Origin of the sequence: Limnothrix sp. FACHB-1083 (assembly GCF_014696485.1) — a bacterium.
Taxonomy (GTDB): Bacteria; Cyanobacteriota; Cyanobacteriia; order CACIAM-69d; family CACIAM-69d; genus CACIAM-69d.
In genome coordinates this window covers 1-21836 of the sequence record NZ_JACJQD010000022.1, presented here as the reverse complement: position 1 = coordinate 21836, position 21836 = coordinate 1, and the positions used below count along the sequence as shown (strand labels likewise).

The window sequence follows — 21836 nt, the reverse complement described above, 5'->3', positions numbered from 1 at the left end:
TGACTACTGACAAATTGACCGCAATTCCAGAGCCAGTCAGGGTCTGAGCCAAAATTGGGGTGTCAGGGAGATCAGGGCAAGATCGAGCCAAGTGTAACGCTGTGAATCGATTTGTTGCATGACCTCGCGCAACAGCTATCGTCTTGTATCATTCCCTGCTGTTGGTGGCTATGGCGGTTATCTTATCAACATAAAGAAAACCTTAAGGAGGGTCTCTCATGAAACCTCTACTGATGCGGCAACTGTGGTCGGTGGTTGAATCGATCCAAACCAGCACCCTCTTGGCCTTGGATGATGACGGTTTGGTGAACTTTTTGGCCGATCGCCTCATGACCGGTTGCCCCGGAATCGATCGCAGCGATCGGGCCGAGCTGGATGGCTACCTGCAAGCCAAAGTCTCCCTAATTCGCGATTTGGCCAACGGGCGCTCAGTGGCTTAGGTGGCTGGCTCGATCGTGGCCCCTGAATCCATCACCAGGCACAGGCTCAACCCCAGCCACATGCTCAGCAATCGAACAGCCGAACAGTCGGCACAGCGATCGCTCAATGATCGCTTAATCAATCATTTCTAACCTGCCAGAGGATTGCTCAGAGCAGCGCTCAGAGTAGTCTGTAAATCTGGCGAAAACTGAGTTTGGCAGCAACTGGCAAAAACTTAATCTGGCTCAGCATTCACTTGGCTTAGCCGAATGGGATATGACGCAATCAAAATTCCCGACCAGCCGCCCATCAGCGAAATGCCCCAACGATGGACGGCTCAACCATGTGACTGCAAGCAAGCACCGGCACAAAGCTTGAGCGTGAGACTCTGAAGCCAAAAGCCAAAGCCAAAAGCCAAAACCCAATTAGCAAAATCCAATTAGGGATATGACTGACTGGCGCTAGCCGTCTCGACGATCACAAGTTGATGCTAGCAAGCTGGTGCTAGCGGGTGAATGAGAAAGAGTGGCCTGAGTGACCGTTTCAAAAAATGGGCGGTATAGGATTTGAACCTATGACAGCCTGCTTGTAAGGCAGGAGCTCTACCGCTGAGCTAACCGCCCCTAAGGGGTTTGAGTCGTTGTCAGGCGCTTCGACCGCTGACCGGATAACAATATACCAGAGATTTGGAATTTTGCTACGGTTTAGATCGCTGAGATTGCAAAATTGTCCTTTCTGATTGATTCTGTCTGGCTCCGATGGATGGTTTGCCATTGCCCGCTTTGCCCGCTGCGCCGTTGATTAACCCCGCGATCGAGATTGAATCGGAACCTGGGCCAACGGTGGATGATTCCGGGAACTCACCAACCCCGTCCCTGACTGCAAGGCCGGTGCTCTGTTTGGAGCACGATCGGTGGCAATTGTTGGCGGAGGCGATCGACCAAAATTTGGAACGTCAAACCACCTGGGTGCGACCGATCGTGCTGGCGGAATACGCTGATCAACTAGCCCGGGAAGCTAGCGATCGTCCCCAAACGATCTATTCGGAAGAATATGCTGTGGACTTGGTGTTGCCGAGTGCCCTGTTCCGGGCGGCATTCGATTTGGAACTGCTGAACTTGCTGGCCCTGAAGCCCCATTGCTTGCCCAACATTGAACCGGCGGCGGGCCGCATGGTTTTCCAAAAATTTGTGCGACTACTGTTCGCCCGCAAGCTCCCACCGATGCGGATCAGTGGGATCCCGGAAGTCCGTTGATTAACCCTCGCTGAGGTGTTGAACAAGGGGCGATCGGGCCCAAGGGTGCTGAGTCGTGCCGCAGCGATTTTCGATCAAGATCTCTGATCAAGGACTTTTTGGCTCAAAGACTTTGACCGAAGCTTGCGATCGGGATCTGTGGACTAAGACCCCTGACTCAACTGAATTGACTGAATTGAAAGTCTATTTGATCGGAATCCGTGGGGCTGGATTGACTGGATCTCGATCGATTGGATCAGGCCAATTCGGCTGATCGGTTTGATCAGGGATTCGATCAGAAAGTTTTGATCAGGTAGTTGCCATGAAGCTTAAGAGGAGCTTAAGATTTAGGCATCAAGCTTTTGACTAAACGCTCGGAACCAGTTGGATGCGACCTTCATCCATCTCGCTCATGAGAAGTTCCAGCGCTTCATAATCCGCATCTGAAACATAACCCTGGCGGGTTAACTCATAATTGATCTCGTTCTCGATATCGGGAGTCAGTTGGCGGAGATAGAGGGCCTTTTCCACCAACCGCCGGATTGCATGGGTTGCTTTCACGGTCAGCTCCTGTTAATTACGAACAGTTGGCTATGGGTATTGTCGGTTGTTGGTGCGGGAGCTGATGCGATCGCGCCGCTTTTGTCTGCGTGATCTTTATCACCATCGCACGGATGCCCACTGACGATTGAAATTAGCCTATTCAACAAGCGACTTCCTTGGAATTGATCGCTGTGCCACTGTTTTGTCCGGATTGAGTTTGGCTGGATTTTGCCGAATTCGGAAGTTTGCTCGGTACGATCGAACTGAGTCCACTGGAGAATGCCTGTGACCGTTGCTGTAGACCAACTGATCACGACTGAGATTAATCGTCCTGCCCGCTACCTGGGGAACGAACTGGGATCTGTCCACAAGCCCTGGGAGTCGGCCACGGTGCGTTGGGTGCTGACCTACCCGGAAATTTATGAGGTGGGCGCGTCGAACCTGGGCCATGTGATCCTCTACAACATCATCAACGCCCAGCCGCGCCAACTGTGCGATCGCGCCTATTTACCCGCCCAGGACTTGGCCGACAAGCTGCGAGCCAGCCAAACGCCCCTGTTTGCCGTTGAAAGTCGCCGCCCCCTGAGTGATTACGACATCTTGGGCTTTAGTCTCAGCTACGAGCTGGGGGCCACCAACATTCTGGAAATGTTGGCTTTGGCCGGGTTGCCCCTGACCTGGGCTGATCGCGCCGATCGCCCGATCGCCGACTGTCCCTTGATCTTCGCGGGCGGGCAAACGGCCACCTCCAACCCGGAACCCTACGCGGACTTTTTTGATTTTGTGGCCCTGGGTGATGGTGAAGAGCTGTTGCCGGAAATTGGCCTCGTGATCCAAGAGGGCAAAGACGCGGGCCTCAGTCGCCAGGAAATTTTGCTGGACTTAGCCCAAGTGCCGGGGGTCTATGTGCCCCAGTTTTACGAGATGGCGGCCGATGGGTCAGTGCACCCCGCTCGGCCCGATGTGCCGGCCCGGGTGCTGCGGCGGGTAGCCACCCCCATGCCCCACTACTCGATCGGGCTGGTTCCCTATGTGGAAACAGTGCACGATCGCCTAACCGTAGAAATTCGCCGGGGCTGCACAAGGGGCTGTCGGTTTTGCCAACCGGGCATGTTGACCCGCCCGGCCCGCGACGTAGACCCCGAAGAAGTGATTGACGCGGTGGCCGACGGGATGCGGGCCACGGGCTTTAACGAGTTTTCGTTGCTGTCCCTCAGTTGCTCCGATTATTTGGCCCTGCCGGCCGTGGGACTGGAGATTAAAAACCGGCTCCAGGGCGAAAATATTACCCTGTCATTGCCCAGCCAACGGGTTGATCGCTTCGACCAAAACATCGCCAACATTCTTGGCGGCACGCGCCAAAGCAGCTTGACCTTTGCCCCGGAAGCGGGAACCCAGCGCCTGCGGGACATCATTAATAAGGGCTTGACCAATGAGGAACTGCTGCGGGGCGTAAAAACCGCCTGGGAACAGGGTTGGGACAAAATCAAGCTCTATTTCATGATTGGGCTACCCGGGGAAACCGATGCGGATGTGTTGGGGATTGCGGAAACCGTCCGTTGGCTCCAGCGGGAGTGCGGCGCGCGCGGTCGCAAGCGGATTCAGTTCACTCTGACGATCTCGAACTTCACGCCCAAGCCCCACACGCCGTTCCAGTGGCACACGGTTTCAACGGCGGAGTTTTTGCGTAAACAGGATCTCTTACGCCAGGAATTTCGGACGATTCGTGGCCTGAAGGCGAATTTCACCGATGTGCGGATCTCGGCCATGGAGGATTTTGTGGGCCGGGGCGATCGCCGGTTGGGGCCGGTGGTGCGCCGGGCTTGGGAGTTGGGCGCGGGGATGGATTCCTGGTGGGAAAGCCTCGATCGCGCCTTTGGGGCTTGGCAACAGGCGATCGAGGAAGCCGGCCTGCATTGGAAATATCGCCAAGTGGAAGCGGGTGAGTGGAACGCCTTTGAAGAAGGAGAATCGGCCGCACCGGAGGCGATCGACCCGGCCGCCCTGCTCGATCGCCCCTTGCCTTGGGATCACCTGGACAGCGGCGTGGACAAAAAATGGCTGAAAGAGGATCTGCAACGGGCCCTCGAAGCGGCCACAGTTCCCGACTGCTCCTTTGAGGGCTGTTCCCATTGCGGGGTTTGTGGCTATGACTTTGGCAATAACGTGGTAGTGCCGCCGCCTGTGATTCCGCAGTTCCAGGGCCACTTCAAGCCCAATCAAACCCGGGCCCAGCGGGTGCGGCTGCGGTTTGCCAAGCGGGGCGAAATGGCCCTGCTCAGTCATTTGGATTTGATGCGCCTGCTCGATCGAGCCGTGCGTCGGGCAGCAATTCCGGTGTCCTACACGGGCGGTTTCCATCCCTCACCCCGGATTGTGCCGGCCCATGCCCTCTCCTTGGGCGTGACCAGTGAGGGAGAAATTCTCGATCTAGAACTCACAGATCTCTGGCCCCTGGCGCAGATCCAGGCCGCTTTGGCGGCCCAATTGCCGGTGGATTTGCCCCTGCTGGCGATCGAGGAAGTGCCCCTAAAAGATCCGGCGGCGAACCAACTGCTCGATCGCGCGGAATACGAAATCACCGTCACTGCCACCGATGGCGGGGCGATCGATTGGGCCGCCGCCTTGGCTGTTGTGCTCGATCGCCCCGAATGGCTCTGGGAAAAAACCACCAAATCCGGCAAAACCACCCAAGTGAACCTGCGCGATTGGCTAGATCAGGTGCAACTGATTGACCCCACCGAGCCACCCACGGGCGAATCCGCCACCCTGCGATTCCGGGGCCTCTGCCGCAACGATGGGCAACAACTGCGGCCCGAGCATTTGGTGTGGTTGCTGGAGCAAGCCACGGGCCAAGACATCAGTTTGGTGCGATCGCACCGGTTGCAACTGCTGTTGGCGGCCGCAGTGCGATCGGTTGCATCTCCCGAGTTGGCAATTGATTTGGCAATTAGCAACTAATTGATCGGGCAATTAATTGATCGGGTAACTGAGGCGTGGTTAGGTAGGCGTGGTTAGGTAGAGGCGATCGTCCATTGGTGGCTGCATTCCTGGGTTGCCGCTGCACGCTGTTACCGTGAACCGTGAACAAGCCTCGCAAATCATTGCAATTCGTAACAATTTGCGAGAAGAGTCGCATGATTCTAGTGAACCCCCCAGTTCTGTGCTAGCCACCTGCTACACTGGAGATGACTGCTAGGCAATTGTCCCGGTGCGCGACACCACCAAAGACAAAGCCTCAGCAGCCGATCGCCTTCAAAATCAATCGAGCCAGGCATTTACCCAGAACGCGCTTAGTGCCCGTCCTCGATCGAGCGCCTGTGCAGCAGCGAAAATATCCCGAGCCACCGCCAATCCTCAGGAATTGCCTCGGCGATTGAATGCCGCCCACGAATCTAACTCTTTGCGGGCAACCACACCTCAGAGCCAAACTTGCTCTCGATGATGTAGGAAACCCGCAAGATGCAGGGTTAAGCTCGTAACATCTGCTTTGGCCAATCCCTGTTAACAAGTCACCGGTTCCAGACTGAGTGAGAGTTGCTCAAGCTGTGCTGGATAGGGGGTTTTTAACAGGCCAACAAATCCAACGTGCTTTGATCGAATTGTGTCTGGATCAAGTTGTCGATCGCCATTCAGTCGCAACCCTTTTGGGTCAAGTCTCGATCAAAGCCCCATACCGGGGTCTTCTTGATTGATCGCGAGTTTGTTCGTTGGTTTGGCCCTGCGCAGTTTGCCTCAGTCTTGACTTCTGCTTCTGGGCAATTCCCCGGTCGAGGTGAATGTCTCCGGTATTTCTAGCTGCTCGATTGAACCGAGAAATCAATCGATGCTGTGCTGCTCCTTGATGGATGCAGCCGCACACCCTGTTTGCTTTTCTCGATCGAACCTGCATGAAGCGGTTGGTCAGCGAGCCTTCGATTAATTACTGTCTTATCCCCGGCGACGGTCGCCCCCTGCATCCTCTCGGCGGTGCAGTAGACCGCATGTGGCGATCGCCCGTGAATTCCCAGAGGAATCTGCATGCCCAAACAAATTATCATCGCCGAACAGCACCGCATTGCTGCCGTTTTTAGCGAAGATCGCGTTCAAGAACTGATCGTGGCCACCGGCAGTCACCAGGTGGGCGACATTTACCTCGGGGTGGTGGAGAACGTGCTGCCCGGCATTGACGCGGCCTTCGTCAACATTGGGGATTCCGAACGCAACGGGTTCATTCACGTTTCCGACTTGGGCCCGCTGCGGTTGCGCAAAACCGCTGGTTCGATTACTGAACTCCTCGCGCCGCAGCAAAAAGTCTTGGTGCAGGTGATGAAAGAACCGACGGGTAACAAGGGCCCTCGGTTAACCGGCAAAGTCAGTTTGCCCGGTCGCTATTTGGTGCTGATGCCCTTTGGGTCGGGGGTGAACCTGTCCCGGCGGATTGAGCGCGAGAACGAGCGCCACCGACTGCGGGCCTTGGCCATTTTGATCAAGCCAGCGGGCATGGGGCTATTGGTGCGCACGGAGGCCGAGGGCGTGGCCGAAGAGGCGATCATGGAAGATCTTGAAGCCCTGCAACGCCGTTGGGAATCGATTCAACAGGAGGCGGCTTCGACCCGTGCGCCGGCCCTGCTGGAACGGGACGATGACTTTATTCAACGGGTGTTGCGGGAGGCCTATACCCAAGAAGTGAACCGAGTGGTGGTGGATTCCCACTCGGGCATGAAGCGAATTAAGCAGCAGGTGACCCTCTGGGCGGGCAGCAAAACCTTACCGGGCGTGTCGATCGACCATCACCGGGAGCGATCGTCAATTCTGGAATATTTCCGGGTGAATGCGGCGATTCGCGAGGCCCTGAAGCCGCGTGTGGATTTGCCTTCCGGTGGCTACATCATCATTGAACCGACCGAAGCCCTGACGGTGATTGATGTGAACTCCGGTTCCTTCACCCGATCGGCCACGGCCCGCGAAACGGTGCTTTGGACGAACTGCGAGGCGGCCACGGAAATTGCCCGTCAGTTACGCCTGCGAAATTTGGCGGGGGTAATTGTGGTGGACTTCATTGATATGGAATCCCACCGCGATCGCCTGCAAGTGTTGGAACATTTCAGCAAAGCGCTGAAGTCCGACAAGGCCCGGCCCCAAATTGCTCAGCTTTCCGAGTTGGGCTTGGTGGAACTCACCCGGAAACGTCAGGGCCAAAACATCTATGAGTTGTTTGGCCGTGCTTGCCCCACCTGTGGCGGCCTGGGCATTTTGGCCCACCTACCCGATGAGGCGGACGATGCGGAACCGGTGAGCCTGTTGCCCAATGTAGAAAGTGGCGATCGCCGCAGTATTCCGATGCTGCAAAAGAGTCGATCGAGTGTTGGCAGTCGGCGCTCGGTTTCCCGATCGCGCGAACTCCCCCCGGCCGCTGCGATCGCCAGCCTCCCCAGCTTGGAAGATCCCTTGCCTAACTTGCAGGATTTGGATCTGAGCAACCATCCCAACTATCAAGAGTCCCTGAATGGCAGCAACAGCCGCCGTCGCCGTCGCCGTCGCGGAGGGAACGATGAGCCGGTGGGTCGGCGCGGGGCGGCCAGTTTGCCGGTGGCGGCAGAACCCGAGGTGGATGAAGCACCGTTGGAGCCGCCCACGGTGGCCGCCGCTGCCCAACCCAGCCCCGCCCCGGCCGCCCAAGGCCGCAATGGCCGACCGGAACGGAGCCGAGGGCGCGGTGCTCGGACTGCGGAACCCCGGGAAGTGGTGGCCGTGACCATGACTTCGGAGGAGCAGGAAGTTTATGCCTGGATGGGAGTATCGCCGCTGCTGTTGAGCGATCGACAGCCGGAAAACCCGGAAAGCGCGATCGTCTCGGTGCTGTTACCGGGTCAAACGGCTCCGCCCGTTCCGGCTCCGCAACCGGTGGTGGACTCGATCGAGCCGGCCGAAGGGAACGATCCAGCCCCGATCGCGGCGGAACTGGTTCCCACGGAATCTCTGCCTTTGAATGTTTCTAATGGGAATGGGGCCGAAGAGCCGCCCAGTGGCTTGCCGGAAATCGTGTCCGTCACGCCCGGTGGGGATGCCAACGGCCGGCCGCGCCGCCGTCGTCGTCGATCGAGCACTCGCGCTTAGCCCCATGGGGAGTAAAGCGGTGCGGTCTAGGGATGGGGCGATCGTGACGGAATTGCTGCCCGATCGCTCCCTGGCCGACTCCATGGTTCCGGCTCCGGCTCAATCCCCTTGGACTGCGGGGGTGGATGAGGTGGGCCGCGGCGCACTTTTTGGGCCCGTGGTGGCAGCGGCGGTGATTTTAACGGCCGAGGCAGAGAGCGACTTGCGGGCTTTGGGCGTGCGGGATAGCAAGCAACTGTCGGCTCGCCAGCGTCAAGCTCTGGTGGAACCCATTCGCGATCGGGCGGTGGCCTGGGCGATCGCGGAAGCTTCCGTGGCCGAAATTGATCAACTCAACATTTTGCAAGCCACGTTCCTGGCCATGCGGCGGGCCCTGGAGCAATTGCACCCGCGACCCGATCGCTGCTTGGTGGACGGCAATCGACCCATTCCCAACTTGTTTTGCCCCCAAGAAACGCTCATTCAGGGCGATCGACAATCGATCGCGATCGCCGCTGCCAGTATTTTGGCGAAAGTTCACCGCGATCAACAGATCATTGACTGCGCGGCGCAATATTCGGGCTATGACCTAGCTGCCAACAAGGGCTATGGCACGGCGGCCCATCGGGCCGCCTTACAAACCCTTGGCCCCACGCCGCTCCATCGACGTTCTTTCGCCCCCTGTCAATTGACCCTAAATCTCAACGGAGTCCCGGGTTAGGGTTCTTCTAGCATCGTCAATCCACGCAATCTAATGATTTTTCGTCCCTCACTCTGCACTGGGCGAAGGACGACGTTTTGCAGTCAATTTGTCCTGTCGCCGTTGCCAATCCAAAATCGCCAGATCAAGCAAATCTTCTAGTGAAGAAAATTGATCATCCCAGTGTGGATTCCAGAACTTCTTTTCATAAACAGATTGATAGAAGTTCAAATATCCTGTGAGCGTTACTTCATATCCATAGGATTTCGCTTGTTCTGCTGTACTTCGCATCATCATATGAATATGCCATTTATTGCATCTATTGGGCATTCTTAAAGTCTGAATTGAAGAACTAAGGGAATATCCTAAATCGCTTTTTTGCAAGAGAACTTCAACCTTAACGGTGTTAAAAGATAACTTGACAATGCTTGGTAGATATAGAAAAAGCCTAGGAGCCTTATCTAGGGAAAGCTGCTCAAATCGGGCTAAAAGCCTTTCCTCTGACTCACAGAGACTTGTTTTACTCCGCATTTGACCGTAGGTTGCTGTGCTAGGTGTAACGACTTCTCCTAGTTTTGGGCTGAAGCTTAGGATGTAATCACGAATTGCCAAGAGGTTTTTTTGATCAAGCTGCGAGCGCTTCGATAGAATCGATTTCCAATTTTTATCAAGCTGACTCTGTGGATCAGGTTCCGCTATTGTCGGAATTTGAATATGAGGTGTTAGATCAATAGTTTTAATCGTTGATTTTGCATCAGGAGTCTCCCAAGACACCAACTCCAACAGAAATTGATCGTGCTGTTTCCGAATGTGGAATGTCCACAATTCGACAGTGAGGCGATGGTATAGCCGATCGATGAAATTGTGTCGATGGAGAGATGGGGTGATCGCAACCAATCGGGGTGACTTAGATGTATCAAGATCGGGTAAATCAGGACGCTCCTCTAGAAAGTTGTGATAGTAGCGCGTGAGTTGCTGGACAACATAGCGATCTTCTTCATTTTTAAGTTCTAAAATAACGGGCTTCCCCTTGGGACTCCTGGCAATGATGTCACAAGGCTCGCCGCACATTCTGAGTTGACGGGCGAGGGGCTGAAAATTTAGCCATTCTTCGAGGTTTTGCCAAAGGAGTCTTTCAAAAGTGGCTTCACTTTCAAATTGCCATTGACCGTCTTTTTCAATCAACATTGCTCGTTGCGCCTAGGGATACAGAGCCGTGCCGGTGCTGGGGTCGAATAGGTAGAGTTGCTCGCTGGGAATCGACAGCCACAATTCATCACCCAGGGCGATCGGGCGATCGGGCGGCAGGCGCACTTGCAACGGTTTGGCCGGGGCCTCTTCCAAAGTGCGCACTAATCCCCGGTCGATCGGTTCCACCAGCGCGTAGGTTTCCGACCCCAGCGCCTCCACTTGCAACACGCGCACCGGTAAATTTTTGGGCGCAGGCAAACCATCGCTCAAGTGTTCTGGACGTACCCCCAGCCATAGCGCTCGGCCGTCGTAGGGTTCTAGGGTTTTGTCCCAAATTTCCGGCAGGGTCATCCGAAATTCGCCATTGGTCAGCAGGGCCGGCCGTTTTACCCACACGGGCAAAAAATTCATGGTGGGCGAGCCGATAAACTCCGCCACAAATCGGTTGGCCGGCTGGTGATAGAGTTCCAAGGGTGGCGCAATTTGCTGAATTTGCCCACCATTGAGCACCGCAATTCGATCGCCCATGGTCATCGCTTCCACCTGGTCATGGGTGACATAAACCGTGGTGGTTTTCAGCTTGCGTTGGAGCTGCACAATTTGCGATCGGGTCTCCGTGCGCAACTTGGCATCCAAATTACTCAGCGGCTCATCCATCAAAAATACCTGCGGGTTTCGAGCGATCGCCCGGCCCAGGGCCACCCGCTGCTTTTGGCCGCCGGACAATTCCTTGGGCAGGCGATCGAGCAGATGGTCAATTTGCAACATGGTGGCCACTTCGCGCACCCGCTGCCCAATTTCCCGCTCTTGGGCTGACTCGTACCGCAAGGGGGCCGGCAGTCGCCGCGTCAGCCCCACCGCCAAGGGTTCCCATTTTTGCCATCCCTCCGCTGGCGGGGGATGCAGCCGCCGCAACCCAAAGGCGATGTTGTCATAGACATTCAGGTGTGGATAGAGCGCATAGCTTTGGAACACCATAGCCACGTCCCGCGCCTTCGGGGGCAATGGATCGACGCGCCGATCGCCCACCCAAATTTCGCCGCCCGTCACGGCTTCCAGTCCGGCAATCGATCGCAGCAGGGTGCTTTTGCCGCAACCGGAGGGCCCCACCAGCACCAAAAATTCACCGTCCTCGATCGTCAGGCTAATCCGCCGCAGCACGGCCGTGGGACTGCCACCGGGCGCGCGATCGCGGGGCGGATAGCTTTTGTAGACGTTATCTAAAACGACACGAGCCACGGCAATTCAACTAGAGCGCAGGTCTCGACCATTATATGGATTGGTCTGTGGGGATTGGTTATTTGGGGTTATTTGGATTCGCGAAACACGACGCGGCGATAAATTTGGGCGATCGGCAGGGTGGCGGGCAAGGTTTTGAGGGCGATCGCTTGGGTTCGATCGCAATAGTCGCAAAATTGCCAGTGTGAGTCATCCAACTTCCAAAAATGGGTGATGAAGGGTTCATCTTGCCGAACCAACAGATATTCCGCAAACTCAGGAATCGATCGATAAAATCGAAACTTGTCATCGCGATCGAATAGTTCCGTAGAAGGCGACAGAACCTCAACCAAGAAACAAGGATTCAGTACCTCATCATCCCGATCGTCATGCCGTTGCGGCGGCCCAGCAATCACCATCACATCGGGATAGGTTCCCCGTTGATAAGTAGGAATCCAGAGCCGTAGATCGCTGTTAAAAACCTCAAATTGGGTTTGATCCAGTTGGCTAATTAATAGACTGCAAATCTCCGTTGCAATCCGGCTGTGATTAATCGATCCGCCCGGCATTTCCCAGACTAATCCATTGGCATATTCGTGGCGCTGTTCCGATCTTTCCTCAAGCGATCGATATTCAGCTAATGAGTAGCGCTGTTCAATCGCTAGCATGATGGTATTTACTCCTCTGGATGGTCGATAATTTTCAAGATCACTTGGAAAATTCCTAAGATGGTTTGGATTTCCTTAAAGTAATATTCATCTCGATCGATATAGACCGTGCGATCGCGCAATTTCAAAAACTTCCAAGTCGTGCCCGTTGTCACGGCTCCATAAATCCAAGGTAAAGGGCGATTTTCTCGCTCATTAAATAACCAAGCGGCGTACATGGTGGCAATGCATTGACCCAAACCTGCCACAATGTCTTCTTTTTTGGCTTCCACAACGGCGATCGCGGGTGCTGCGATATAAAGTTGCTCAGGACTCAGGCTCAACAGGTAGTCACACTGACCATATAGACCCCGCTTGCGATCGACTGTGAAACTCCGTCCCGAAAACAGGCTAATTTGGGCATGAACCTGCTTGCGAACTTCCGTCAAAATGGGTGCAATAATCCATTCCGATCGGGACTTTTCTGTATTAATTGCGAGGGCCATTGAAGTCCCTTCGGCCAGGGTTAATTCCAAATAAGGGCTAATGGTCACGGATGGAATTTGGCTGAGATCAAAGAGTGATTGATCTTCAATTAAAGTGATGCCAAATGTTTCCTTGACGGTTTTAAGAGAAAACTTGCTGTAGGCCATTTTTGGGAGGCTGGCTGTCCGCAATTTTGCTGGGGAGTTGGCAAATTCGGGCGTACTAGAACAATCCTAACCCCACCCAAGCCTTGCACGGTGACTGAGGATAGTGCTGGGTAATCCCGATTATGGCATTCGCTGACGATCGGCTCGGAGATGAGTGATAATTTACAAAAGTTTACAAATCTTGCAACTCATCCTCGGCGCCCTGTCCTATGACCCAACCCACCGCAACCGCTGCAAACCGCCCGATCGTGGTGATTGGGGCGGGAATTGGCGGACTGACCACGGCGGCCCTGCTGGCGCGGCGAGGGCGATCGGTCAAGGTGTTTGACCTGGCGATCGTGCCGGGGGGCTGTGCATCCACCTTTCGGCGGCGGGGCTTTACCTTTGAGGTGGGCGCGACCCAGGTGGCGGGGTTGGAGCCGGGCGGCATCCATCACCGGATTTTTGGCGAATTGGGCATCGAGTTACCGGCCGCCACGCCCTGCGATCCGGCTTGCGCGGTGTTTTTGCCGGGGGAAACGGAGCCGATTTCCGTGTGGCGCGACCCCGATCGCTGGCGGGCGGAACGATCTCGGCAATTTCCCGGTAGCGAACCCTTTTGGCGGCTGCTAGCAGATTTGTTTCGCTATAGCTGGGAGTTTCAGGCGGGCGATCCGGTGTTGCCGCCCGGCAATGCTTGGGATGTGGTGCAACTGCTGAAGGCGGTGAAACCCAGCACTTTGCTGACGGCTCCCCACGCCTTTTCGACGGTGGGCGACCTGTTGCAGCGGCTGGGCTTGGCAGGCGATCGCCGCTTGAAAACCTTTTTGGATATGCAACTGAAACTCTATTCCCAGGTGGGGGCGGACGAAACGGCGCTGCTTTATGCGGCGACGGCGCTGGGGCTGTCCCAGGAACCCTTTGGGCTGTACCACTTGGAGGGCAGTATGCAGGTGTTGAGCGATCGCCTGTTGGAATCGTTAACCCGGGATGGCGGCCAGCTCCAGATGCGCCATCGGGTCGAGCGGATCATCACCGAACATGGGCAAACCACGGGCGTGATGGTGCGGAACCTGAAAACTGATGAGACTTGGGTGGAACCGGCGGCGGCGGTGGTGGCCAATGTGCCGATCCAGAACTTAATTGAGATGGTGGATTGGCCGAGCGATCGCCCCTGGTTCGATCGCCTGACCACGGATTTCTATCGATCGCGCGCCGAAAAACTGCCGGAACCCTCGGGCGCGTTCGTGGTCTACTTGGGGGTCGATCGCGCCGCCCTGCCCGCCGACTGTCCGCCCCACCTGCAATTCCTCTACGACTGGGATGGCCCCGTGGGTGAAAACAATTCGCTGTTTGTGTCCGTCAGCCGCGAGGGCGATGGACGCGCCCCGGCCGGCATGGCGACGATCACCGCGTCCTCCTTTGTCGATCCGCAGCCCTGGTATCGTTGCCGCGATCGCGCCGAGTACGAAGCCCTAAAAACCCGCTACACGGAAGAGGCGATCGGCAAACTCGGCCGTTATTTCCAGCTCGATCCGGGGGCGATCGTCCATTGCGAAGCCGCCACCCCCCGCACCTTTGAAGACTTCACGGGTCGCAAATTTGGTTACGTGGGCGGTTTGGGAATGCGCGTTTCGACCTTTGGCCCTTTCGCGATCGGCAATCGCACGCCGGTTCCGGGTCTCTGGCTGGTGGGCGACTCGACCCATCCGGGCGAAGGCACAGCGGGTACGAGCTATTCCGCCCTCACCACCGTCCGCCAAATGACTGCCGCCGGGTTTTGATGCAGATTCTAGCTAGGGCGATCGCTCCAAAACTTCATCAGTGACCTGAACCGATTGAAGAAACTCCATTAGTTCTTGAATCACCTTAGCTTTACGCAAAGTCGTAATATCTTGCTCAGTCAAATTATCGATCAACTGAGCAATATTCTTTATATCTTTGGATTGAGAAAACAACTGAGCCAAGACTTGCCCAGGCTGATAAATCGACTGATTCAGTGAATCTGGTGTAGCTATATAACCTAGCAAGCGCGTCAATATAGAAACATCATGGAAAAAGATGGCTTCAAAAGTTGGAATTGATGTAATAACCTTAACAGGTGTGTTGACAGCAAGACTTTTGAGGAGATCTCCAATCTCTTCCACTCGTTGCTGAATTTGCTTAGGTACTATCGAATTTGAATCAACCACGACCGCTACAGGAGACTGGCGGCGCACAATTAAAGAGAGAGCTAGAGACTTAAGAGCATATAGCCCACCGCCTTCTACAATCTCAACATTTTTGATTGATTCTAATGGTAGTACTTTCTTCAGTAATTGAACCTCAGTTCGTCCTTCGCAAACAATATAGGTTTTCATGGAATATCCCTCTCCCGAATATCGTAGGCAGGTAAACCGTCTTCCACACACACGCGATACTTCAGGACTAGCAGCTCACAGATCGACTCTCGTTCCAGTGCATACTGGATCTCCACTCCACTCCACAACAGAATAGTTTGAGGTAATGAAAAATATGATAAATGTCGAGATGGATCAGTAAATCCTGTTCTACTAAACACTAAGCCAAGAGTGCTTGCGGGGCGACGTAAAAGCGAATTTCTGAGCTTAGCAATGGGTGCAATATCAACATTCACCCGGTCTGCCAGATCTTTACTTTCTACTAAAATAGTTGGTGCGGGCTATATAGAAATGGGCGCTAAAACCAGCAGCCGACCAGCATTCCGGCCAGGAGCACAAAGCCGATCGTCACGTTTTCCGCAAACATTTTGCCGTAGGCCGCGCGGGACAGTTGCCGATCGCTCAGGCGCAGATATTGCTGAACCCAAAGACCGATCGCCCCGAATAGGGTGAGCCAAAAACCAATGTTTAGCTCCAGGGCCAAAGCCGTGTAGGCCAACAGCAGCGCCGTACCCGCATAGAACGCCCCGATCGCCTGGGGAGCCAAATCGCCAAAGAAGAGGGCGCTGGAGTGGATGCCCAACCGGCGATCGTCCTCCCGATCGGCCAGGGCATAAACCGTATCAAAGCCCAGCGTCCAGAGCACCACCGCTCCCCACAGTAACCAGGCCGGCAAGTCCAAACTGGGCGGGTCGATCGCCGCGCTCCAAGGAATTAGCACCGCAAACCCCCAGGCGATCGCCAGCACCAATTGCGGAACCGGAAACACCCGCTTGGCCGCAGGATAGAGCGCAATCACCGGCACAGCCGCCACAGAAAGCAGCACGCTCAAGCCATTCAAAAAGGGCAACAGCCCGGCCGCACAAAGGGCCGCCACCAGCATCACCCCCACGCCCACTTTCACCGAGAGCGATCGGGCGGCCAGGGGCCGTTGTTTGGTGCGTTCCACCTTGGGGTCAATGTTGCGATCCCACAGGTCATTCACCACGCAACCGGCAGCGCTAGTGGTGATTGTGCCCACCACCACCACCAGCACCAACAGGGGATGGGGCCGGCCATCACTGGCCAACACCAGGGCCCACAGGGCCGGAATCAGCAGAATCAGCCGCCCCGCCGGTTTGTCCCAGCGCAGCAACCGCACGATCGCCCGCCCTGTTTGCTGAAGGTTGCCCATGGGTGAATGTGGGGATGGGTGCGTTTAGGCAATTTCGATCGAGTAGTTTTCGATGGTGGGGTTGGCCAACAGGCGATCGCACATTTCATCCACTTGGCTGCGGGCCGCTTCTGGATCCGTCGCCGCCACGGTCAGCTCAATGTATTTGCCAATGCGGACAGAATCCACCCCTTCATAGCCCAACTGCTTCAGGCCCGACTGCACCGCCACACCGGCCGGATCGAGCACAGAGGGACGCAGGGTAACGTGGATTTTGGCGCGATATTGCTGGGTACTCACGGGGCTAGAAACCTCTGGGATGGCGACGATCGAGCTGGGGGAACCAAGGGTGATGCTAACTTTTGGGTTGGGATTGAGCAACCACGGCAATCCAACGATCAAGACACTATCTTAAAGCGAGGGGGGCCGGTTCCAGCAGCCAGGCTGCGGGAGTTCCCTCGGGAGCCAGATTCCGCCAGGAACCGGCTGAAAAACCTGATTGAATAGGAAAAGAACCACCCCGATCGAGCCAGCATTCTTCGGGGTCTGAGATCGCCATGAAACGACCCCTGACCCGAAACCAAGAGCGTGTTTTGCAGGTGCTGCAAACCATTGAAGGCGAAATTTCTGCCCAAGCGCTCTACATCAAACTGCGCGACGTGGGGCAAGGCATGGGGCTGGCCACGGTTTATCGGGCCCTGGAAACCCTGAAGCTGAACGGGGCGGTGCAGGTGCGAATGCTGGCCAGCGGTGAATCGCTCTACAGTTTTATCAAGAAAGATCGCCACCACTTGAACTGTATCCAATGTGGGCGATCGCAACCGATTCATGAATGTCCCGTGCAGGATTTGACCCAGCGATTGAGCATGGAGCACCGGTTTCGGGTGTTTTATCACACGTTGGAGTTTTACGGCCTGTGCGATCGCTGTAGTGCGCGGGATGAGGGAACGGGCGATCGGGGTCATGGCGATCGCACCAATCACCAAGAGAATCACCCAGAAGGTCACCCAGAAAGTCACCCAGAACCAAACTTGCCTAAGGTGGATTGTGCCTGCCATCCCACTTCCTTGGCAGACTCATCTAGCTCGGTGCAACTCAGTTCTTTGGGCGATCGCTTCGATCTGGGGGCCAGCTCAGCGGGAGGTTGAGCGGATCCCGAAAAAGGGCTTTTACCTTTGGGCACAGTCGGAATTAGTTCGATGCGTTTTGGGCCAGAAAAGCCGTCAGCTCTCCAGCGTTGGGTAGGGCAGATTGGGCCCCCGATCGGGTGGCTGTGAGTGCGCCCGCCGCCGCTGCTCGTCGCACGGCTACCGAGAGGGGTTGTCCCGCCACCAACGCCGCCGCCAGCGCTCCATTAAACCCATCACCTGCCGCCACAGAGTCGATCGCCCTGACCGGGAAGGCCGGTTGCCAAAAACAATCCGTCGGCCCAGCCACCCAAGCCCCTTGCTCGCCCAGGGTCACAATGGCCCCCTTGGCTCCCAACTCCTGGAGCCTGGTGGCCGCGCGGGCCGCATCCTCGGGGGTTTGCACCGGGAAGCCCACCAGTTGGGCCGCTTCCGTGGCGTTGGGAGTGATCCAATCGATCGCGGCCCAAAGTTCCGGGGGGAGGTGCTCGGGAGCCGGGGCCGGATCCAAAAGAACGATCGCCCCGGCCGCTTGACCCGCTTGGGCCGCAGCCACCACGACCGCCAAGGGTACTTCCAGTTGCAATAACAGGGAGATCGGGCGCGGCGCACTGCCCAAGGAGCGCTGGAGGCGATCAACCTCAGCACCGCCCACCGCCTGGTTAGCCCCGGGCAGCACGATAATTTGGTTTTGGCCCAGGCCATCCACTGCAATCCAGGCCTGGCCCGTGGGAGCCAAGGAGTCGATCGCCACCCGGCTGACATCAACGCCGCTGGTTTGCAGATCTTGCAACAGGATTTCCCCGATCGCGTCTTCACCCACGCGGCCAATCAGAGCCGTGGCCGCTCCCAACTTAGCCGCCGCAACGGCCTGATTCGCCCCTTTGCCGCCGCTGGCCTCCCCGATCGCCCCAGCCAAGACCGTTTCTCCCGGTTGTGGCAACTTGGTCACCGCCACCGTGCGATCGGCATTAATGCTGCCCAAAACCCAAACCTGTGCCATAGTCTGCCCCCCGATCGATAACAGGGAACTCCCGTGGGCGAATTCCCCAGATTTGGGGCCAGTTTACGGCTGGACTCGGGTTCCATACACATCCAACTCCACCGGCCCCGCCACAGCTCCAATGCCCGTTGCTGTCCAAGCCGCTTGCATGGCTTCACCCACGGCCGCCGCCTTGTCTCGGTGGGCCAAGGCCAGCAGGGTTGGGCCCGCTCCGCTAATCACCAACTCATAGGCTCCCGCCTCGATCGCCGCCTGCCGTACCGCCTCAAAGCCGGGAATCAGGGTCATGCGATAGGGTTGGTGAATCCGATCCTGCATGGCAGTGGTCAGCCAATCGCCCCGCCCTTCGTTGATGCCCCGCAACAAGAGGCCTAAGTGAGCCGCATTGAAAATGGCATCGGCCCGAGAATAGCTGGGGGGCAACACGCTGCGAGCCGCTTCGGTGGATAGCTCAAAGTTGGGAACTGCGATCACCGGTTGAATCGAGGAATGCCAAGGCACTTCGCATTGGGTCCAAATCCCTTCGCGATCGGCCGCCAAACGACAGCCCCCCAACAGGGCCGGCACGATGTTATCGGGATGGCCTTCCGTTTCGATCGCCAGGGCCAACACCTGGGCCGGCGACAGCGCCCCCCCTAACAAATAGTTTGCTCCGGCAATGCCCGCCGCGATCGCCGTGGCCGAGCTGCCCAATCCCCGGGCCAAGGGCACACCCAAGCCAATCTCAATCCGCACCGGGTAAGGCGTTTCCTGCGCCAGTTCAAACACCTTGGCGTAGGAGCGATAAACCAGGTTGGTTTCATCCCGCGAGACGCGATCCGCCTCCGTGCCGGTGGGAATAATTTCTAAGCCCGACTCAATTCGGGTGAAGCGAAATTCGTTGTACAACGCCAACGAAGCCCCCAAACAGTCGAAGCCGGGGCCCAAGTTGGCGGTGGTGGCAGGAACGGTGACGGTAACGGCGTTCAAGGAGGTCATGGCTAAAGAATGGCAATCGGCGGGCGGCGATCGCGGCTGCGGTCGATCGCGCCCAGAGCCACTACACTTTACAGCCGGTTTAGCCACAGGGCCCGCAGCCCCGCCGCTGTGGCCCCTTGGTAGTCATCCTCCAAGCTGTCGCCAATGTGCCAAGCGGCCGCCGGTTCACAGCCATGCTGGGCCAGGGCCGCAACAAACACGGCGCGATCGGGCTTGGCGGCTCCCACCTCCGTCGAGAGGGTGAAGCTCTTGAAATAGCGCGTCAAATCCAACACATCCAACACGCGATAAAGCCGCGTATCAAAATTTGAGAGAATCCCCAGTTCAATGCCCAACCGCTGCCAATTAGCCAAGGTGTCATGCACTTCCGGATACACATACCAAGGGGCCGCCGTGGCAAAGCGATCGTAAAGCGCTGCGAAATAGTCTGCGAAATCCGGAATTTCGGAAAATAATCCCGCTTGCGTAAACGTTTGTTCTGCCAGACTTTCCCACCATTGATATTCCAGGTGGGGTAATTGATCGCGATCAACCCCTGGAAAAACACAAGGATCCGCCGCCTTAAAGCAATCATAAAAGGCTTGATTTAAGGCTTGATCATCGAGTTGCAACCCAAAGAGTTGATTCGCCATTTGGGCATATTGCTGACCCACACTTTCCGCCACGCCAAATAGCGTGCCCACAGCATCGAGAAAAATCACTTGAGGATAGTTTTTTTGATTCATGAGCTGCACAATATTTTGGATGAATTCTCATTCTAAATTGTTCGATTGAGTATTATTTAATTGAGTGTTGTTTGATTAAGTATTGTTTGATTGAGTATTGTTCGATTGGACGCTGTTCGATCGCGCCGCTGGCACAAAAACATTCAGTTGAGCGGGCAGCACTCGAAATTCAGCGGGCGTGGTGGTTGATAGTTCCCCATCAGTGTTGATGGACTTGGGGCGACTGGTAATGATTTTTAGGGATGTGGCCTCGATCGTCCGCACATTCACACAATCATTGAGACGACCGGCGTGCATTGCAGGCAAAAGCGGCAACATTTGCCACCAATGGGCAATTTCCAGGCTGTATAAATCTAACCGTTGATCATCAATGGAAGCATCCCAAGCCACGCTTAAGCCGCCACCATAATAGCGACCATTGCCCACCGCAATTTGCACCGTTTTGACCGTCAGCAGTTCACCATTCACTTCAATTTTTGCGGTAAAAGGACGCGATTTCCAAAGGGCTTGGATTGCAGTGATCGCGTAGGCAAACACACCCCATCGCTTTTTGATTTCACCGCTCAATTGGCGAGTGATGCTGACACTTAACCCCAGGCTGGCCACATTGAAAAAATAGCGATCGTTCACTTGCCCCACATCGATCGCCTTGGTTACCCCTTGGGCCACCACTGCGCAGGCCTGTTTCAAGTCCGCCGGAATTGCCAACGTGCGTGCCAGGTCGTTGGCAGTTCCCAGGGGCAAAATGCCGAGGGGCAACCGGGTTTCGATCAAGGCTGGCAGGGCCGCATTCAGGGTTCCGTCACCGCCGCCAATAATCACACAATCGATCCGGCTGGCATATTGCCGAATCAGATCGCGAAAATCGCTCGATCGCTTGGTGCTGCGAAAAATTAGCTCGAACCCCATTTCATCCAAAATGGCGATCGCCCGGCCGAGCAGTTGCCGCCCTCGGCGCGATTTGGAATTCACTAGCAGCAAGGCCCGCTGAGGAGCAACGGAGTCCATAATGCACCCGCGATCTAAAAAGGAAAACGGTTTCTAACGGTTTCTATTGTGCCATTGCTGCCCCCACTGTTTGGACAGGGCGATCGCGATGGGGCATTTTTTGTGAAGCAAGGGCCGCTAAACTCCTAGGCTAAAACTGGAGAATCGATCGATTCACATCCCTTGCGCGATCGCGCCCAGCAACTCCATGGAACCTAACCCGATTACGGCCAACAATGTGCCCGCTCAGCGTGGCCAAACCATCTATCCATCACCCTATGACGTGGTGGTTAAGGGTCGATTAAAGCGAAAATTGGGCGATTACTTTCAATTGTCAAACTTTGGGGTGAATTTAACCGAACTTGCGCCCGGTTCCGCGTCGGCTCTCGCCCATTGTCACTCTAAACAAGATGAATTTATTTTTGTTTTGGTGGGAACGCTCACCCTCATTGTGGGCGATCGGGAATTTGAGTTGCATTCCGGTGATTGCTATGGCTTCAAGGCGGGAACTGGCATTGCTCACCAACTGATCAATCGATCGCCTGAAGATGCAGTTTATTTGGAAGTGGGCGATCGCACGGCGGGCGATGAAGTGACCTATCCGAACGATGATTTAAAAGCTTGTCAACAAGTAGATGGCTCTTGGGCTATCTATCATCGAGATGGTCAACCCCAGAAGTGTTGAATGACAGATTCAGGTTATAAAAAAGGGGTAAGAAGATGTAATTCTTACCCCAAACAATCAAAAAGTAATACACCAATGTTACGCTCATTCTCTCAAATCGTCAAACCTATTCTCA

At 55.8% G+C, this 21836-nt stretch carries 20 protein-coding genes, 1 tRNA gene and 1 pseudogene; 8 read left to right on the top strand and 14 right to left on the bottom strand.

Annotation, left to right across the window (positions count from 1 at the left end):
* The first annotated feature begins 218 nt into the window (after positions 1–218).
* The gene (locus H6F46_RS18490; protein WP_099534867.1) at positions 219–440 is read left to right on the top strand and encodes a hypothetical protein; all 222 of its coding nucleotides are present in this window, start codon (positions 219–221) and stop codon (positions 438–440) included.
* Here H6F46_RS18490 and H6F46_RS19655 read toward each other — a convergent pair.
* Both H6F46_RS19655 and H6F46_RS18485 read right to left on the bottom strand, forming a co-directional pair.
* The gene (locus tag H6F46_RS19655) at positions 437–562 is read right to left on the bottom strand and encodes a hypothetical protein (RefSeq protein ID WP_255509030.1); all 126 of its coding nucleotides are present in this window, start codon (positions 560–562) and stop codon (positions 437–439) included. The genes H6F46_RS18490 and H6F46_RS19655 overlap by 4 nt on opposite strands.
* A 409-nt stretch (positions 563–971) precedes the next feature.
* Positions 972–1043 (bottom strand) — tRNA-Val (locus tag H6F46_RS18485).
* A 135-nt stretch (positions 1044–1178) separates the two neighbouring features.
* Here H6F46_RS18485 and H6F46_RS18480 point away from each other — a divergent pair.
* Positions 1179–1676: a hypothetical protein gene (locus H6F46_RS18480; protein ID WP_190356213.1), complete on the top strand. Its 498-nt coding sequence runs from the start codon at positions 1179–1181 to the stop codon at positions 1674–1676.
* 345 nt (positions 1677–2021) lie between these two features.
* On the opposite strand, the gene H6F46_RS18475 is transcribed toward H6F46_RS18480, so the two are convergent.
* Positions 2022–2216 carry a hypothetical protein gene (locus H6F46_RS18475; RefSeq protein ID WP_099534869.1) on the bottom strand — a complete coding sequence of 65 codons (195 nt, stop codon included), beginning with the start codon at positions 2214–2216 and terminating at the stop codon, positions 2022–2024.
* A gap of 267 nt (positions 2217–2483) precedes the next feature.
* On the opposite strand from H6F46_RS18475, the gene H6F46_RS18470 reads away from it, so the two are divergent.
* From H6F46_RS18470 to H6F46_RS18460, 3 genes are all read left to right on the top strand, one after another.
* Complete coding sequence (locus H6F46_RS18470) at positions 2484–5159, top strand: TIGR03960 family B12-binding radical SAM protein (protein ID WP_190356212.1); 2676 nt, start codon at positions 2484–2486, stop codon at positions 5157–5159.
* 1059 nt (positions 5160–6218) lie between these two features.
* Positions 6219–8297, top strand: a complete 2079-nt coding sequence (locus H6F46_RS18465; RefSeq protein WP_190356211.1) for an Rne/Rng family ribonuclease — start codon at positions 6219–6221, stop codon at positions 8295–8297.
* An 82-nt stretch (positions 8298–8379) separates the two neighbouring features.
* Entirely contained in the window at positions 8380–8997 is a 618-nt protein-coding gene (locus tag H6F46_RS18460) for a ribonuclease HII (protein ID WP_190356217.1), read from the top strand.
* A gap of 48 nt (positions 8998–9045) precedes the next feature.
* On the opposite strand, the gene H6F46_RS18455 is transcribed toward H6F46_RS18460, so the two are convergent.
* The 4 genes from H6F46_RS18455 to H6F46_RS18440 all read right to left on the bottom strand — a co-directional run bounded on the left by H6F46_RS18455 (position 9046) and on the right by H6F46_RS18440 (position 12685).
* Positions 9046–10164 (bottom strand): endonuclease NucS, encoded by a 1119-nt coding sequence (locus H6F46_RS18455; RefSeq protein ID WP_190356210.1) that lies wholly within the window; start codon positions 10162–10164, stop codon positions 9046–9048.
* A gap of 12 nt (positions 10165–10176) precedes the next feature.
* Positions 10177–11406 (bottom strand): ATP-binding cassette domain-containing protein, encoded by a 1230-nt coding sequence (locus H6F46_RS18450; RefSeq protein ID WP_190356209.1) that lies wholly within the window; start codon positions 11404–11406, stop codon positions 10177–10179.
* A gap of 68 nt (positions 11407–11474) precedes the next feature.
* Positions 11475–12053 carry a Uma2 family endonuclease gene (locus H6F46_RS18445; protein ID WP_199291663.1) on the bottom strand — a complete coding sequence of 193 codons (579 nt, stop codon included), beginning with the start codon at positions 12051–12053 and terminating at the stop codon, positions 11475–11477.
* A gap of 8 nt (positions 12054–12061) precedes the next feature.
* Positions 12062–12685 carry a hypothetical protein gene (locus tag H6F46_RS18440; protein WP_190356208.1) on the bottom strand — a complete coding sequence of 208 codons (624 nt, stop codon included), beginning with the start codon at positions 12683–12685 and terminating at the stop codon, positions 12062–12064.
* Positions 12686–12894: 209 nt separating this feature from the next.
* Here H6F46_RS18440 and crtD point away from each other — a divergent pair, with 209 nt between their 5' ends.
* Positions 12895–14448, top strand: a complete 1554-nt coding sequence (crtD, locus tag H6F46_RS18435) for a C-3',4' desaturase CrtD (RefSeq protein WP_190356207.1) — start codon at positions 12895–12897, stop codon at positions 14446–14448.
* 12 nt (positions 14449–14460) lie between these two features.
* Here the strand turns inward: crtD and H6F46_RS18430 are convergent, their stop codons facing one another.
* The 3 genes from H6F46_RS18430 to purS all read right to left on the bottom strand — a co-directional run bounded on the left by H6F46_RS18430 (position 14461) and on the right by purS (position 16516).
* Positions 14461–15024: a hypothetical protein gene (locus H6F46_RS18430; RefSeq protein ID WP_190356206.1), complete on the bottom strand. Its 564-nt coding sequence runs from the start codon at positions 15022–15024 to the stop codon at positions 14461–14463.
* A gap of 337 nt (positions 15025–15361) precedes the next feature.
* Complete coding sequence (locus H6F46_RS18425; protein ID WP_190356205.1) at positions 15362–16237, bottom strand: 4-hydroxybenzoate solanesyltransferase; 876 nt, start codon at positions 16235–16237, stop codon at positions 15362–15364.
* 24 nt (positions 16238–16261) lie between these two features.
* Entirely contained in the window at positions 16262–16516 is a 255-nt protein-coding gene (purS, locus tag H6F46_RS19650) for a phosphoribosylformylglycinamidine synthase subunit PurS (protein WP_099534877.1), read from the bottom strand.
* Between the two features lie 257 nt (positions 16517–16773).
* Between purS and H6F46_RS19450 the strand changes: the two are divergent.
* Positions 16774–17145, top strand: a pseudogene (locus H6F46_RS19450) (Fur family transcriptional regulator); the annotation flags it as partial.
* Between the two features lie 262 nt (positions 17146–17407).
* Here the strand turns inward: H6F46_RS19450 and H6F46_RS18410 are convergent.
* The 4 genes from H6F46_RS18410 to H6F46_RS18395 form a co-directional block, all read right to left on the bottom strand.
* Positions 17408–18346, bottom strand: a complete 939-nt coding sequence (locus tag H6F46_RS18410; protein WP_190356203.1) for a ribokinase — start codon at positions 18344–18346, stop codon at positions 17408–17410.
* Between the two features lie 63 nt (positions 18347–18409).
* On the bottom strand, positions 18410–19324 hold the full coding sequence (gene thrB / locus H6F46_RS18405) for a homoserine kinase (protein ID WP_099534880.1): 915 nt from the start codon (positions 19322–19324) through the stop codon (positions 18410–18412).
* Positions 19325–19392: 68 nt separating this feature from the next.
* Entirely contained in the window at positions 19393–20049 is a 657-nt protein-coding gene (locus tag H6F46_RS18400; protein ID WP_190356202.1) for an HAD-IA family hydrolase, read from the bottom strand.
* Positions 20050–20124: 75 nt separating this feature from the next.
* Positions 20125–21057, bottom strand: coding sequence for a lipid kinase (locus tag H6F46_RS18395; protein ID WP_190356201.1), 933 nt, complete (start codon positions 21055–21057; stop codon positions 20125–20127).
* A gap of 187 nt (positions 21058–21244) precedes the next feature.
* Between H6F46_RS18395 and H6F46_RS18390 the strand changes: the two genes are divergently transcribed.
* A complete protein-coding gene (locus H6F46_RS18390; RefSeq protein WP_190356200.1) occupies positions 21245–21721 on the top strand; it encodes a cupin domain-containing protein in 477 nt (158 codons plus the stop codon).
* Positions 21722–21836: the final 115 nt, after the last annotated feature.

What these genes read in the sequence shown, in the direction of transcription:
- H6F46_RS18490 (WP_099534867.1), top strand. Translation starts at nt 219, where the DNA reads ATGAAACCTCTACTGATGCGGCAACTGTGGTCGGTGGTTGAATCGATC.
- H6F46_RS18480 (WP_190356213.1), top strand. Translation starts at nt 1,179, where the DNA reads ATGGATGGTTTGCCATTGCCCGCTTTGCCCGCTGCGCCGTTGATTAAC.
- H6F46_RS18465 (WP_190356211.1), top strand. Translation starts at nt 6,219, where the DNA reads ATGCCCAAACAAATTATCATCGCCGAACAGCACCGCATTGCTGCCGTT.
- H6F46_RS18460 (WP_190356217.1), top strand. Translation starts at nt 8,380, where the DNA reads ATGGTTCCGGCTCCGGCTCAATCCCCTTGGACTGCGGGGGTGGATGAG.
- H6F46_RS18455 (WP_190356210.1), bottom strand. Translation starts at nt 10,164, where the DNA reads ATGTTGATTGAAAAAGACGGTCAATGGCAATTTGAAAGTGAAGCCACT.
- H6F46_RS18445 (WP_199291663.1), bottom strand. Translation starts at nt 12,053, where the DNA reads ATGCTAGCGATTGAACAGCGCTACTCATTAGCTGAATATCGATCGCTT.
- H6F46_RS18440 (WP_190356208.1), bottom strand. Translation starts at nt 12,685, where the DNA reads ATGGCCTACAGCAAGTTTTCTCTTAAAACCGTCAAGGAAACATTTGGC.
- crtD (WP_190356207.1), top strand. Translation starts at nt 12,895, where the DNA reads ATGACCCAACCCACCGCAACCGCTGCAAACCGCCCGATCGTGGTGATT.
- H6F46_RS18430 (WP_190356206.1), bottom strand. Translation starts at nt 15,024, where the DNA reads ATGAAAACCTATATTGTTTGCGAAGGACGAACTGAGGTTCAATTACTG.
- H6F46_RS18425 (WP_190356205.1), bottom strand. Translation starts at nt 16,237, where the DNA reads ATGGGCAACCTTCAGCAAACAGGGCGGGCGATCGTGCGGTTGCTGCGC.
- H6F46_RS18410 (WP_190356203.1), bottom strand. Translation starts at nt 18,346, where the DNA reads ATGGCACAGGTTTGGGTTTTGGGCAGCATTAATGCCGATCGCACGGTG.
- thrB (WP_099534880.1), bottom strand. Translation starts at nt 19,324, where the DNA reads ATGACCTCCTTGAACGCCGTTACCGTCACCGTTCCTGCCACCACCGCC.
- H6F46_RS18400 (WP_190356202.1), bottom strand. Translation starts at nt 20,049, where the DNA reads ATGAATCAAAAAAACTATCCTCAAGTGATTTTTCTCGATGCTGTGGGC.
- H6F46_RS18395 (WP_190356201.1), bottom strand. Translation starts at nt 21,057, where the DNA reads ATGGACTCCGTTGCTCCTCAGCGGGCCTTGCTGCTAGTGAATTCCAAA.
- H6F46_RS18390 (WP_190356200.1), top strand. Translation starts at nt 21,245, where the DNA reads ATGGAACCTAACCCGATTACGGCCAACAATGTGCCCGCTCAGCGTGGC.